12 protein-coding genes and 1 pseudogene are annotated in these 13,239 nt (G+C 70.7%); 8 read left to right on the forward strand and 5 right to left on the reverse strand.

Annotation, left to right across the window (positions count from 1 at the left end):
* Nucleotides 1-118 precede the first annotated feature (118 nt).
* The 3 genes and pseudogenes from ACFRFC_RS34670 to ACFRFC_RS34680 all read right to left on the reverse strand — a co-directional run.
* Entirely contained in the window at nucleotides 119-1,294 is a 1,176-nt protein-coding gene (locus ACFRFC_RS34670; RefSeq protein ID WP_382684822.1) for a DUF4190 domain-containing protein, read from the reverse strand.
* A 284-nt stretch (nucleotides 1,295-1,578) separates the two neighbouring features.
* Nucleotides 1,579-3,231, reverse strand: a complete 1,653-nt coding sequence (locus ACFRFC_RS34675; protein WP_382684819.1) for a S8 family serine peptidase — start codon at nucleotides 3,229-3,231, stop codon at nucleotides 1,579-1,581.
* Between the two features lie 296 nt (nucleotides 3,232-3,527).
* A pseudogene (locus ACFRFC_RS34680) lies at nucleotides 3,528-3,731 on the reverse strand (hypothetical protein); the annotation flags it as partial.
* Nucleotides 3,732-3,835: 104 nt separating this feature from the next.
* On the opposite strand from ACFRFC_RS34680, the gene ACFRFC_RS34685 reads away from it, so the two are divergent.
* The 6 genes from ACFRFC_RS34685 (at nucleotide 3,836) to ACFRFC_RS34710 (ending at nucleotide 10,850) form a co-directional block, all read left to right on the forward strand.
* Entirely contained in the window at nucleotides 3,836-4,012 is a 177-nt protein-coding gene (locus ACFRFC_RS34685) for a hypothetical protein (RefSeq protein WP_382684816.1), read from the forward strand.
* On the forward strand, nucleotides 4,009-4,356 hold the full coding sequence (locus tag ACFRFC_RS34690) for an NUDIX hydrolase (RefSeq protein ID WP_383112682.1): 348 nt from the start codon (nucleotides 4,009-4,011) through the stop codon (nucleotides 4,354-4,356). Before ACFRFC_RS34685 ends, ACFRFC_RS34690 begins: the two co-directional genes overlap by 4 nt.
* Before the next feature lie 781 nt (nucleotides 4,357-5,137).
* A complete protein-coding gene (locus ACFRFC_RS34695) occupies nucleotides 5,138-6,397 on the forward strand; it encodes a helix-turn-helix domain-containing protein (RefSeq protein WP_382684814.1) in 1,260 nt (419 codons plus the stop codon).
* A gap of 315 nt (nucleotides 6,398-6,712) precedes the next feature.
* Entirely contained in the window at nucleotides 6,713-7,507 is a 795-nt protein-coding gene (locus ACFRFC_RS34700; protein ID WP_382684811.1) for a toll/interleukin-1 receptor domain-containing protein, read from the forward strand.
* The gene (locus ACFRFC_RS34705; RefSeq protein ID WP_382684810.1) at nucleotides 7,504-9,489 is read left to right on the forward strand and encodes a hypothetical protein; all 1,986 of its coding nucleotides are present in this window, start codon (nucleotides 7,504-7,506) and stop codon (nucleotides 9,487-9,489) included. The genes ACFRFC_RS34700 and ACFRFC_RS34705 overlap by 4 nt, the downstream gene beginning before the upstream one ends.
* Nucleotides 9,486-10,850, forward strand: coding sequence for a hypothetical protein (locus tag ACFRFC_RS34710; RefSeq protein WP_382684808.1), 1,365 nt, complete (start codon nucleotides 9,486-9,488; stop codon nucleotides 10,848-10,850). Before ACFRFC_RS34705 ends, ACFRFC_RS34710 begins: the two co-directional genes overlap by 4 nt.
* A gap of 597 nt (nucleotides 10,851-11,447) precedes the next feature.
* Here ACFRFC_RS34710 and ACFRFC_RS34715 read toward each other — a convergent pair.
* On the reverse strand, nucleotides 11,448-11,588 hold the full coding sequence (locus tag ACFRFC_RS34715; RefSeq protein WP_382684805.1) for a hypothetical protein: 141 nt from the start codon (nucleotides 11,586-11,588) through the stop codon (nucleotides 11,448-11,450).
* A gap of 117 nt (nucleotides 11,589-11,705) precedes the next feature.
* On the reverse strand, nucleotides 11,706-12,149 hold the full coding sequence (locus tag ACFRFC_RS34720; protein ID WP_382684802.1) for a hypothetical protein: 444 nt from the start codon (nucleotides 12,147-12,149) through the stop codon (nucleotides 11,706-11,708).
* A 452-nt stretch (nucleotides 12,150-12,601) separates the two neighbouring features.
* Between ACFRFC_RS34720 and ACFRFC_RS34725 the strand changes: the two genes are divergently transcribed.
* Both ACFRFC_RS34725 and ACFRFC_RS34730 read left to right on the forward strand, forming a co-directional pair.
* Nucleotides 12,602-12,871 carry a type II toxin-antitoxin system Phd/YefM family antitoxin gene (locus ACFRFC_RS34725; protein ID WP_381310553.1) on the forward strand — a complete coding sequence of 90 codons (270 nt, stop codon included), beginning with the start codon at nucleotides 12,602-12,604 and terminating at the stop codon, nucleotides 12,869-12,871.
* Nucleotides 12,864-13,127, forward strand: a complete 264-nt coding sequence (locus tag ACFRFC_RS34730; RefSeq protein WP_382684799.1) for a type II toxin-antitoxin system RelE/ParE family toxin — start codon at nucleotides 12,864-12,866, stop codon at nucleotides 13,125-13,127. Before ACFRFC_RS34725 ends, ACFRFC_RS34730 begins: the two co-directional genes overlap by 8 nt.
* Nucleotides 13,128-13,239: the final 112 nt, after the last annotated feature.

Genomic DNA, 13,239 nt, shown 5'->3' on the forward strand with positions numbered 1-13,239 from the left:
CAACAGCGTCGCAACCGTGGGTTGTGCGGTGCAAGCAAAGGCCAGAGAATCACTCGATGTGATGACGCCGGGCCGGGGCCTGCTTTACGCAGGCACTTTCTCCCCGTTCTCGTCGCGCTCACACGTCGAGTTCACCCGTGTCCGCGCCGCTGCCCCCGGTGCCGCCCGAGTCCGAGTCGTCCAGGTCGTACGACGGCGGGGTCGTGGCCAGCCCCAGAGCCTCGCGCGCGGTGACCGTGCGCTCGGGGTCGGTCAGCTCGAAGCCCTTGTCCATGTGCACGTAGAAGGTGTCGACGTCGTCCGTCCCGGCGGCCGTCGCCCATGCCTCCCGGGCCTCGCGCAGCTCCGCCACCAGGTCCGCGACCGGCTGCTCGGCATCGGCGGACCAGGTGTGCCCTTCGAGGGCCGCGATCTGCTCGCCGAGCGCCGAGTCGAGCCGCCCCGCCCACTGCTGATGCCCCGGCAGATCGTCCTCGACGTACTCCTCGGGGACCGTGTCCATGGCCTCGTTCTGGAGCCGCTCGGCCGTGAGGTAGGTCACCTGGTCCTCATCCAGGGTGGTCTCGTCGGCGCGCAGTGAGCCGGTGAGCGTGCCGCCGGTCTCGACATGGCCGAAGAAGCAGGTGATCTCCCGGTCGCCGAGGGCCCAGCTGCTGCTGATCGGGACGAGGTAGTACAGGTCCACATGCTCCGGCAGGGCCCAGGTGTCCATGGCGTAGTCGCCCTCCAGCGCGTAGCAGCGCTCGTCGGCCAGCTCCGCGATCCGGGTGTCGCCGGGGAACGCGCCGTCGGGCAGGGTGACCGTGGCGAACACCTCGGCCTCGTGCTCCGCCGCGCAGGGCACCTCCTCGACGTCGTACATCACGCCCTCGGAGGTGCCGTTCGGGGTGTTGAAGCACGTGCCCTTGTCGACGTACAGCCCGCTGCTCTCGCGCACGTTGTCCTGGACGTCGTCCCACAGGTCGGAGGACGCGCCCGTGGTGAAGAACAGCGTGATCAGCACCAGGCCCACCGTCGAGAGGGCCGCGCCGGTGATCGCCATGCCCTTGCCGCGCTCGCCCGTGCGGCGGATCTGGGCCAGCGCCACCAGACCGAGCACCAGGCCGACGGCGGGCGCCAGGCACAGGACGCCGAGCACCAGCGCGACGACGGCCAGCGCGTTGACGGACGGGCGCTGGGGCGGGTACGGCATCCACGGCTGCTGGGGATACGGGCCCGGGTGCGGATACGGGCCCGGCGGCGGATAGGAGCCGGGCGGCGGCTGCGGGCCTGAGGGCGGCGGGGGTATGGACACAGGTGCCGTGCTCCTGGCTGGGACGACTCGGGGGGTTCCGCGACGGGACGCGCGGGTCCGGGCATCGTATGCGGCGGGAACACACGAACGGAATGTGGTTACGGGGAGGGCGAGAAGAGGGCGAGAAGGGGGTAATTCGGGCGGCGGGGGCGGAAGTCGCGGAAGTCAGGGGGCCGCGGGGAACCGGACGTGCCTCGTCCTCGCGGCGGGCCGGGCGACCGGCGCCGTCCGCGAGGACGAGGGTGTCAGGTAGGTCGGGCGAACCGGGTCAGGGCTTCATGGCCTCAGAACTGGAGCGCCCACGCGTCGATGCGCCCGATGTCGACGGCCGCGTTGTCGCTGACCCGCAGCCGCCAGGTGCCATTGGCGACTTCGGCGGAGGCGTTGACGGCGTACGTGGTGTCGATGTTGTCCGCGCTGCCGCCGGTGCCGTACGCCTTGAGGGTGTACGCGGTGCCGTCCGGGGCGATCAACTGGACCTGAAGGTCACCGATGTAGGTGTGCACGATGTGCACCTCGACGGCCAGTGCGGCGGGCGCGTTGCCGCTGACGCCGGAGACGGTCACCGGGGAGTCGACGGTGGTGTTGTCGGCGATCGCGTAGTCACCGGTGTTCTCGAACCGCGGTCCGGGCGGGTTCGGGGTGTCGCTGCCGACGTACAGCAGCCGGTTCGGGGAGCCGGTGCCGGGGCTGGTGACGACGTTGGGCGTGGCCGCGGTGGTCAGGGCCGTGGAGACCTGGGCCGGGGTGGCCGTCGGGTTGGCGGCCAGATGGAGTGCCGCCGCTCCGGCCACGTGCGGGCTCGCCATCGAGGTGCCGTTGATGGTGCTGGTGGCGGTGTCGCTGGTGTTCCAGGCCGAGGTGATCGTCGAGCCCGGGGCGAACAGGTCCAGGATCGTGCCGTAGTTGGAGTAGCTGGCCTTGGCGTCGGTGGAGGTGGTGGCGCCGACGGTGAGGGCCTCGGCGACCCGGGCGGGCGAGCGGGTGGAGGCGTCGGTCGCCTCGTTGCCCGCCGCCACGGCGAAGGTGACGCCGGAGGCGATGGCGTTGCGGACGGCCGTGTCGAGCACGGTGTCGGCGGCGCCGCCGAGGGACAGGTTGGCCACGGCGGGCTTGACCGCGTTCTGGGCGACCCAGTCGATACCGGCGACGACCTGGGCGGTCGTACCCGATCCGGCGTTGTTCAGGACGCGCACGCCGACGATGTTCGCCTGCTTGGCGACGCCGTGGGCGGTGCCCGCGGCGGTGCCGGCGACATGGGTGCCGTGGCCGTTGCCGTCCTGGGCGATGTAGTCGTTGTCGATGGCGTCGTAGCCGTAGCTGGCCCGGCCGCCGAAGTCGCTGTGGGTGATGCGCACGCCGGTGTCGATGACGTAGACGGTGACGCCCGCTCCGGCCGTGTCCGGGTAGGTGTAGGAGCTGTTCAGCGGGAGATTGCGCTGGTCGATGCGGTCCAGGCCCCAGGAGGGCGGGTTGGGCTGGGTCGCCTCGATGCTGAAGGTGCGGTCCTGGACCACGGAGGCGACGGCCGGGTCGGCGGCGAGGCGCTTGGCCTCGGCCTCGGTGGCCTCGATCGCGTAGCCGTTGAGCGCCTTCGTGTAGGTGCGCTCGATGCTCGCGCCGTACTTGTCGGTGATGGCCTTGCCCGCGGCGGTGCCCGCGCGGGCGTGGTCGGCCTTGAGGGTGACGATGAAACTGTCGGCGACGGCGTTCGCCGCGCCCTCGTACTGGATGTGCCCTTCAGCGGCGGGGGCCGCGCCCGCGGGGAGGGCGGAGACGAGGCCGGCGGCCAGGGCCGCCGAGGCGAACGCGCTGATCGCCGTCAGTCTTCGCCGGGTGGAGCCGGTCGCGCGGTGGGCCGTGCCGGGTGCCGTGCCAGGTGCTGTGCCGGGTGCTGTGCCATGGGCCGTGCTGTGGGGAGTACGCATCACTGCCATCCGAGGGGTCCTCCTCATCGGTGGTGCGCCGGTATGTGGGGGTGCCGGGGCACGCGAACCCGTGAAGGGGCGATCCGAATGACAGGTCCATGTCAATTCAGATTGCGTGCCGGTGTGTCAGCCGAAACATTGCTGCCTCCACAGAAAATGCACAAGGGGCCCCGCACGGACGTAACACCCGTGCCACGCGCCCGACATGACACTCCACAGCACGGCGCGCGGCCGGGAATCGCTCTCCCCCGCCCGCGCGCCGTGCTGTGGTGCGGTCCCGCCACCGACCCCCGTACGGGCGGGTCTCAGCCGTCCAGGGCCGTGTTCCGCGTCCGTTTCTCCCAGGCCGTGACGTCGGCCCGGACCCGCTCCGCGTGATCGAGCACGGCGCTCACCGCGTCGTCGCCGGGCGGCAGCCGCAGCGGGGCGTCCCGCGCGCCCAGCGCCGCGAGCACCAGGGCCGCCGCCTTCGCCGGGTCGCCGGGCTGGTTCCCATCGCCACCGGCGACGCGCTGCCGGAGCCTCGGACGGTCCGTGTCGACTCCCGGTTGATCACCCGGGAGTCGACGGCCCGGCCGCGCACCGCGCCGCTGCCGCCGGGCCTGCTCACGCCATGACCCTCGCGACCGACGCACGGGGCAACGAGCTGACGGCGTTCCTGCGCACGCCGGAGACCGAACCCCTGGCCGAGCGCCCCTGCCCCTGGCGCTGGTCGCCCTCTGGCACACCGGCCGGGTCCTGCTGGTCCACCACCGCGTCCGCGACGCCTGGGAACTGCCCGGCGGCCTGATCGACCCCGGCGAGACCCCCCGGGAGGCCGCCGTGCGGGAACTACGGGAGGAGTCCGGCCAGCTGCCCGCCGGAGAGCTACGGTTCACCGGCTACGCCCGCTTCGCCCTGGCCCCGGACCGACGGGCCGAGTACGGCGCCGTGTTCACCGGCCGGGCACGGGATCCGTCCCTTCCCTTCCAACCGAACGACGAGATCAGCGCCGTACGGTGGTGGGATCTGCGGGGGGACTTGGCGGGGCCTGCTCAGGAGCCGACGGGAACTGTCCGGACGGTGGCGGAGCCTGTTCAGGCGCTGGATGTGTATCTGGCGGGGCTTACGCGGACGGCGGTCGACGGGGTGTGAGGGCGGGCATCGTCGGCGAGGGGCTGGCCGCCCGATGCCCATGGGATGAGTCGGGGTGAGCGACCGCTGACCCGCGTCCGGGCCCTGGTCGCCACCCGCAGCCCCGTCACCGTCAGGGGCGTGAACGCCGAGGCCAGTTCCGGGTGAGACGGTGAGTGTGCCGCCGGGGACATCGGCCTCCAGGCCCAGGGCCGACTGGAGCACGGACACCGAGCCCGCCGCCGCCCACGCCTGCGGACGGCAGGACGCCGGGTACGGGGCCGGGTGAGCGGACTCCCCCGTACCTTGGCCCGCGAAGGTCCGGGCAAGCGAGCCTCGAAGCCCGCCGAGACGGTCAGCAGCCCCGTGCCGAGCAGATGCCGGAAGCCGGAGGTCACCGCGTCCGCCTGAGCGCCGTCGCGGTCCAGGGCGACCGCCGGGTAGGGCCCGCGCGCGTCCTTCACCCAGAGGCGGGCCGGACGCCGTCGCCGTGACCGTGTGTGAAGAGCCGTCTCCCGTGCCGTTATCGATCACTTTGCTCCGGTAACGGGCAGCCCCGTTCGCAGCAAAGGAACAGACGGACGAGAACGGAGAAGAACGGAGAAGAGAAGAGGCAACGGGCAACCCCGTCGAACCCCGATTCTTGAGGCGCTCCTCGTGCCAAACTCACTCTCGGATGCCAAGCGCGACGACTCCGTCACGCCGGGTGTTCATCGTCGGCCTTGGTGTCGATTAGTGGACGTTGAACAAGAGTTCCCCGTGAGGCGCATGGCTCTCACGTTCGCTGTTCAAGGGGAGGTCAATGATGAGCACAACTTCGCCTTTTGGCCCGGAACTTCGTCGCTTACGACAGGAAGCGGGGCTGACTCTGACCGAATTCTCCGTGGCACTCAACTACGACAAGGGACACCTCAGCAAGGTCGAGCGCGGTGAGCGTTCCGCATCCCCCGAACTGGCTCGGCGGTGCGACGCCTTCCTCGGCGCGAAGGGCGAGCTACAGCGCCTGGCCGTCCGTCCCGAGACCGACTCGGAGACCGACTCGGATCCCACCGAAACCCCGGCCACACCGAGCCCCTGGCGCGTCGGGCGCCGAGCCGTTCTCGGGGCGGGTACAGGGGCGCTGATCGACCTCGGCCTGAAACTCGGCGGTCAGGCGTCCTCTGCCGCCGACCCCCTCCTTGCCTCCTTCCGCACACAGTTCGAGCAGCTACGAAGGCTCGGCCAGTCCACCGCGCCGAAGGTCCTGCTTCCCCTGCTGGAGACACAGACGCACACGGTCACCGGGCTGGCCGCCGACACCCCCTCCGCGACTCGGGCCCCAGCGCTCCTGCTCGCGTCGCGGTTCGCGGAGTTCACCGGCTGGATGGCCCAGGAGGCCGGGAACAGCGGCGCGGCGCTCGGCTGGACCGGTGAGGCCGCCGAACTGGCGCGCGCCGGAGGCGATCCGTACCTCGGTTCCTACGCGCTCGTGCGACGCGCCCTGGTCACGCTCTACGACGGGGACGCGACAGGCACGGTCACCCTGGCCCGCCGGGCCCAGAGCGACGAACTCCCGCCGCGCATCCGGGGACTCGCCGCCCAGCGGGAGGCGCAGGGACACGCGCTCGTCGGCGACGAACGCGACTGCCTCCGCAGCCTCGACAGGGCGCGGGAACTCCTCGGCCGTGACGATGCCCGCAGCGGCACCGAGCCCGTGATCGGCACCACCCACGTCGGCGATCCGGCGGCGATGACGACCGGCTGGTGCCTGTATGACCTCGGTCGCCCCAAGGCAGCGGCCGAAGTCCTCGACCGGGAGTGCCGCCACCTCCCGCCGCACGCATTGCGCACCCGCGCCCGGTACGGCTTCCGCAGGTCCTTGGCCCACGCCGCCTCCGGAGAGGTCGAGCACGCGTGCACGATCGCCGGGGAACTCCTAGCGGTGATGCCGGCCGTACCCTCGGCGACGGTGAACAGCGACATCCGGCGTCTCGCGCGCGAACTCTCCCGGTTCCGGAGCAGCCGTGCCGTACGCGATCTGCAACCGGCGCTGGCACGGGTACTCGCCCCCACGCACAGCTGACCCGGTTCCACGACCGACACCGGCTTGAGCCGCCCGGCTCGCCGGACTTCCCGGCCCCTCCGGCCCCGGATCCCACGATCCTCGGCGGGCCCCTCTGATCCCGTCCGGCGCGTAGCACCACGCCCGTTTCCTCCGGGCTGCCCGTGACGCGCGGGCAACGGCGCACTTCCCTCCGTACACCCACCCGTGGACGCGCCATGCCGTCACACGGCCGGAATTTCATGGCCCGGGACTGACCGGGGCCTCGGAGACCCGATCGGCAGCCCCCGCGCTCGTACCCATTCATCCCGTCTTCCTCTCACGAAGGGAACCTTCATGCCCGACGTCTTCGTCAACTACCGCACAGGCGACGAGGAATCCGCGGCCACCATGATCGCCCGGGAGCTTGCCCGGCGGTTCGGCGGCGAGCGGATCTTCTTCGCCAGCGATTCGATCGAGCCCGGACACCGCTTTCCGGTGGAGCTGGTCAAGGCCGTGGAGGAGTGCGAAGCGCTCCTCGCCGTGATGGGCTTGCGCTGGGCGGAGGTGCGAGGCGCCGACGGCCGCCCCGCCCTCGAAGCCGAGCAGGACTGGACCCGTCGGGAGATCCAGACCGCGCTCGACCGCGGGACCCTGGTGATTCCCGTGCTCGTCGGCAAGGCCACCCGCATCGACCGCGCCGTCCTCCCGGAGGGCTTGCGGGAGCTGGCGGACTGCCAGTACAAGCGGTTCGACCACCGCAACGCCGAGTCGGATCTGACGGCGCTCGGCGACGCCCTCGCCAGGCTGCTGCCCGAGCTGGGCGCGGTGGACCGCGACTCCCGCGCGGCCCGGGAGCGGGCGGAGGCGAAGTCCGGCAAGAAGTCGGCCCAGGGGCGCGGACGCACCAGGATGCGCACGCGCGACGTCGAGCAGCGCGTACGTGGCGGCATCGGAAACCTGAACGGAGACCTGTCCGGCACCTTCGTCAACGAGCCGCAAGGGCCCGTGAACACCGGTCGGGGACACCAGTACAACGCGCCCCACTTCCAGGGTGACAACACCGGGGTCCAGTTCACGGCGGGCGACAACAGCGGCACGGTCCACCAGCGCTTCGAGCACGAGAACCGGCACTCGGACGACGAACGATGACCGACCGGGATCGCGTCACCGTCAGCGATCCGCGCGGCCCGGTGAACAACGGTGCGGGGGACCAGAACGTCTTCTACGGCGTCGGCCCGGACTGGATGATCCGTAAGGGGGTCGAGTCCCTCCGGATCACCCGCGAGGACCGGGCGCGACTGGCCGACCGGTTCGTCTCGCCAACAGGCTTCCGCGTCGCCGCCGACCGCCTGGAGAAGCCCGGATCGGTGGTGCTGCTGGATGCTCCGCCCGGCAGTGGCCGCCGCGCCGCGGCGATCATGCTGCTGCACGGGCTCGGCGAGGACGGGGGCGCGGACGAGGAGGAGGCCCGGTTCGAGGAGCTGACCGCCACGGACGAAAACGAGAGCCCTCTCACCCCCGGCGAGGGGGACCGTTTCCTCCTCGATCTCTCCGGGATCGCCGACGAGGGAGCGTACGTCAAGGCCCAGCGCCGCCTGGCTGTTCGCCGGTCACAGGTCCAGGAGGCGGGCGCCCATATGGTCGTCGTCCTGCCGTCGGGCCTGGAGCACGCCCAAGCGCCGGATCTCGACCCGCACAAGGTGACGCTGGGGCGCCCCCGGGGCCTCGCCGTCGTCACCCGGTACCTCCGCATGGACCGGATGGCCTTCCACTCCGAGGATCTGCAAAGCGCCGACCTCCAGCACCTGTGCGACCGCTCCCCCATGCGGGAACTGGCGCAGCTCGCGGGGCTGGTGAGAGCCGCTCGCGACAGTGGCCGGTTCGGCGCCGAATTCGCGGGATGGCTCGACCAGGCGATGCACGCCGTGACCGACCGTGCCGGTGAGGTCGGCCGGCAGGTGGCCGCGGTCCGCACCGCGCCCGAACGGACCCTGCTTCTCGCGACGGCGGTGTTCGAGGAGGCCCGCGCCGACACCGTGTACGAGGCATGGCACGGGCTGATGAGAACGGTGGGGCACGAGGAAGAGGCGACGACCGAGCTGGCGCGGACGGACTTCGGGGAGCGGTTGGCGGCGCTCGGGATCGAGCGGGACCCGGACGGACGGCTCCACTTCGGGCGGCTGGCCTACGCCGACGCCGTACGGACGTACTTCTGGGCGAACTTCCCCGGGGTGCGCGACGACCTCAGGGACTGGATCGGTCAGGCCGCCGGGCTGCGTGGTCTGACCACAGACGACCGGGTGAACATCGTCGTCCGCTTCGGCGAGCGGTCGCTGGCCGTGGGGCGGCCCGACCACCTCTTCGACCTCGTGGTGCGCTGGTCGGACCGCGCGACCGGGGCGTCCTACGACCCGCGAGCCGTGGCGGCCCTCGAACTCGGCCTCAGCCACGAGAGGTTCGGGGGATGGTTCCGCAGGCGGATGTACGAGTGCGCGAGGTCCGGCCCCCTGTCGGACGGTCTCGTCCGCACCCTGACCACCGCCTGCCTCCAGAGCCTCGGCGCGACCCACCCGGATCAGGCGATGGTGCGGCTCCACTACCTCGCCGTACGCAAGGGGGAGGCGGCGCGCGAGGCCCAGGAGGCACTTCTCGACCTCGCCGGTCGCGACCGTCGGCTCTACCGGCTGCTGATCGACCGGGTGCGGGACCGGACGCGCCGGGAGCCGCGCGGGGCGGAGCCGCACTTCCGGCTGCTCATGGGGCTGTTGAGAAGCGACCGGGCACCGGGCCCGCCCCCATGGCCGGACCTGTTCCTGGGCTGGGAAGCGATTTTCGCCCAGCCGCCGACGGAGCTCTGGAATCCCCTGGTGAGCAGCTGGCTGGACGCCGTGGCGGGTGACAGCACGCGGGAGATGGCACTGGAAGTGATGGTCGGGGCGACGCACGGCCGCGCACCGGCTCTCCACCGCCTCTATGCCATCGCCCACAACTGGGCGGGGCCCGCGCGCCATCCGTCCCGGGCGGCCGTCGCCGCCCTCTTCTGGCAGCACATCGACACCGCGCAGTACGTCCGTACGGAGAGTACGGAGAGTACGGGCGTCAGGCCACCGACCACGGAAGAGGCACGATGAAACACCGCTTTCCCAGCCTGCTGTTCGTCGCTCTCTGCGGCCTCGCACCGGCCATGCTCGGAAGCCTCCTGCACTGGTCGGCATTGCTGTGGGGCTTCATGTCCATGGTCACGGCCTCGGGTTCCCTGCTGCTCGTGATGACGGTTCTCAGTGGTGGCCACGCGTCGGCCGATCCGTATGAGCCCGGGGAACCCGAGCCGCCCGCGGCGCCGACCGAGCAGCCGTACCAGGAGACGCGGCTGGTCGACGCGGCACTGCCGAGCGCGGCCGACGGCTACGACTTCCTCTTCTCCGCCACCGTGTGGTGGAGGCCGGTCCCCGACCACGCCCACCGGTCCGACGAGGCCGGCCCGGCTCTCGCCGTGTCCTCGATCGTCAGCCGGGCCCTGGAGATCGTCCGCCGCGAGGTGCCCGGCCGGGCGAACTTCGCACGGTATCTCCTGGAGGGGGAACTGGGCGTCCCGCTCCCGGACCGGAGCGGCCGGGTGACGGCCCTGGCGGCCGATGTGACGCTGACCCTCACCCCCGCCGACCGCGAGCGCCTGCGGAAGTTGAACGACCTTCGCAAGGATGAGGAGCTCTGGGAGTACGAGCGTCAGCACGAGCGCAACAAACGGCGCTACCTCGGTGACGACGTGCTCAAGAGCACGGGCAGCGCGGTGGTGTGGTGGCTGGCCCGCCACGAGAACGAGATCGAGAAGGCGGTCGACATGATCGGCCCGCTCGCCCAGATCTCGGCAGCGGCCAACGACGAGGAGGTGCCCGAGCTCTTCCGCCACCTGCTCGTCCCGCCCGTGGACGCGCGGAGCGTGCAGACCGTCGGGGGCCCGCTGTGGGGCGGGGACGGCCAGAGCGGAGGCCCATTCGACCGCGAGGAGGAAGTGAGTGTTTCGGATCGGCTGCTCCTGTTGCTGGCGGCGGTGGGTCTGAAGCCGGACATGGACGAGTACACGGTGTTCGTGCACCGTGTGGTGCGCAGCCTGGAGGCGGCGGGGCTGGACGAGGCCGCCGAGGACATTAGGCGGACCCTTCTCTCCACACCCGATGAGGGCGAGGGCGAGGAACCGGCGGGTGGGGGTGGGTCTCCGGGCGATGGGGGTACCACGGGGCCCTGGTCGCCAGGCTTCCCGGCCCCCGAGGGCTCGCCGTTCCCCGACGCGGACCCGGACGCGGGCACGGACCCGGACGCGGGCACGTTCACGCCAAGGGCGCCGGAGAGCGGCGCAGGCGAACGGAACGAAGGCTGGTGGGAGACCAGCGAGGACGACGTGACACCTCCGTACCTCGGGGACACCTCGCAGAGCACGCACCGGCCCGCCGCACCTCCCCCACGGGACGAGGACGACGAAGACGGAAGCTGACCCGAGCGTGAGCCCGTCAAAACCTCCCGCACGCCCCTGCGTGGATGGGGCCCGCGATCCAGCACTGGGACCTCACCGGGTCTCAGCACGGCAGGGATGAGCAGGGATGAGCAGGGATGATGACAGGTGACGAGGGGTCAGGGTCCCCAGCCCCATCCCCATCCCACCCATCCCGTCCAGTCCAGTCCAGGAAAGACCAGCGACTCGATTCCACAAGGCCGAACTCTCCGCGACCTGCACGTTTGCTAGATCAGCGACGTGTCGGTACGAGCCCGCTGCACATTGAACCGGAATGTCGGGCCTCGATTTTTGACCTGGGGAAACGGCCGAGAATCTGGGCGGATCCAACCAGGATCCAGCCGCCGGATGCGACCGGTCGGCGACCAAATGGGCACGCTGAGTACCTGGGTGTTGGCAGGGTTCCCCGACGCTTCGTCCGACAGCGGGCGTTGCGGTTCCCGCCCCTACCCCTTCATGACGATCGTGGCGGAGATCCAAAGATCGCCGCGCAGCGCATATCGATTTGTCAGGGCCCCGCGATACCGGCATCTCCCGCGCTCGTGTTCGAGGGGCTTCATGGACATGCGCGGGCAGCCCTTACCGGTAGGACGGGAGGGCCGTATGGACGACGAAGCCATGCGGACCCGACGGCTCGCGGCGCAGCACCACGTGCCCCGCGCGGACGCCGACGGGCCCGTGCCCCGCCGACAGGTCGCCCTCCAACTGGACCCGGCCCACGAACTCCTCACGGGAGGGCCGGGCGGCGTCGATGGTGAGGCGGACCCGGGTGCCTTGGGCGAGCCGGGGGTGGATGACCTGGTCAGAGCTATGTTCGAAAGGGGATCAGCAGCCGGGTCACAGGTCGTTGAAGTTCCAGAACAGGCCGACCTCGGTGGCGGAGACGACAACAAGGCCGCAGTCCTCCGTGAAGACGCTCATGGGGTTGTACCCCAGACCCTCCAGCGTGAAGTCGAGTGTGCCGGGCGCGCTGCCGGTCTTGCTGACGTTGGTGCGATAGGCGGCCGCGTCCCCGTAACGGTCCAGGATCGTGCGGGCCATCGCCCTCAGCCCGTCTGCGGACTCCTCGAAGTACCGGAGGTTGGACAGGGTGCAGCCGCCCTCGGTGAGGGCCAGGAGCAGGTTCTCGGAACTGTCCCGGTCGATCTCCCGGAGGCGCGGCGTGAGGCACTCCGGGGGATGGACGGCGAAGGGCCACCGGGGGTTCCCCAGGCGCTCGGGGTCCTCCGCCGCGTCATCGACGCGGGCCCATCCCCGGGGGTCCGGCACGGACCGGGCCATCAGCTCCGTGACATCGAGCGTCCAGTCGTCATGGCGACGGGGCCAGTGGCGATGTACGCGTACGCGTCCCTGTACAGGTGGCGTACCGCGGCGTCCCAGGATGTCTGGTCGGCGGGCATGTGACGCGGGCCTTTCTCGGTGGGCCGCCGGGGTTTGACCACCTCGGAACAGAGATCAAGCGGCGATGGTCTTCCGTAACCAACCATCTTGTCCGACGGCGGCCGGATCACCCTGAGCGGCCGCGCTCTGCTCGTCACGGAAGCGACGAGCGGAGCGCGGAGCGAGGACGGGGCTGCGTGAACCGCGCCGCCCGAGCGACGCTCCCCGTTCCCATCTGCCTGGCGCCCCGCAGGGGGCTGGGTACGGGTCAGTTCATCCAGCCGAACCTGCCCGGGACCTCTAGCAATCATGAGCCGTTGTGTACACCTGGGACACTCAGTACACTTGGGCGCATGACACAGCCACTGCCCATAGAGTCCATCCGCGACGTCCGGGCGCATCTGGCCGAGGTCGTGGAGCGAGCCGACCGAGACGACGTGCCCACCGTCATCACCAGGCGCGGCAAGCAGGTCGCCGCCGTGGTATCGATCGAGGTGCTGCGCAAGTACCAGGAGTGGGAAGAGCGCGAGATCAACCGGATCATCGACGAGCGCATGGCCAATCCGGCACCCGGTATCCCGATCGAGGATGTCATGAGGGAGACGCTGGCTCGCGGTGAGTGAGTACCGAACCGTCTTCCGGCCCGAGGCGCAGGCCGAGCTGAGGAAGATCCCTCGCGAAATGGCGCTGCGCATCCTGGCCAAGCTGACCGAGCTGGAGACCGACCCTCTCGGCTTCAACACCACCGCGCTCGTGTCTCAGCCCGAACGTCGCCGCCTGCGCGTGGGCGACTACCGCGTCGTCTACACGATCGACAACGGAGAACTGGTGGTCTGGGTCGTTCACGTGGGACATCGGTCCACCGTCTACGAGACCTGATTACCTGACATCACGTCAGAAAAACCACCAGCATCCATCCAGCACGGCAACGACGAAGGGGGCGGACTCAATGGAGTCCGCCCCCTTCCGACCTGCATATTTGATGAATCAA

It is taken from the genome of Streptomyces sp. NPDC056734 (genome assembly GCF_042790455.1).
Lineage (GTDB): Bacteria > Actinomycetota > Actinomycetes > Streptomycetales > Streptomycetaceae > Streptomyces.

Bases quoted from the DNA above. Each gene is read 5' to 3' on its own strand.
- ACFRFC_RS34675 (WP_382684819.1), bottom strand. From the start codon at position 3,231: ATGGCAGTGATGCGTACTCCCCACAGCACGGCCCATGGCACAGCACCC.
- ACFRFC_RS34685 (WP_382684816.1), top strand. From the start codon at position 3,836: ATGACCCTCGCGACCGACGCACGGGGCAACGAGCTGACGGCGTTCCTG.
- ACFRFC_RS34695 (WP_382684814.1), top strand. From the start codon at position 5,138: ATGATGAGCACAACTTCGCCTTTTGGCCCGGAACTTCGTCGCTTACGA.
- ACFRFC_RS34700 (WP_382684811.1), top strand. From the start codon at position 6,713: ATGCCCGACGTCTTCGTCAACTACCGCACAGGCGACGAGGAATCCGCG.
- ACFRFC_RS34705 (WP_382684810.1), top strand. From the start codon at position 7,504: ATGACCGACCGGGATCGCGTCACCGTCAGCGATCCGCGCGGCCCGGTG.
- ACFRFC_RS34710 (WP_382684808.1), top strand. From the start codon at position 9,486: ATGAAACACCGCTTTCCCAGCCTGCTGTTCGTCGCTCTCTGCGGCCTC.
- ACFRFC_RS34720 (WP_382684802.1), bottom strand. From the start codon at position 12,149: ATGGCCCGGTCCGTGCCGGACCCCCGGGGATGGGCCCGCGTCGATGAC.
- ACFRFC_RS34725 (WP_381310553.1), top strand. From the start codon at position 12,602: ATGACACAGCCACTGCCCATAGAGTCCATCCGCGACGTCCGGGCGCAT.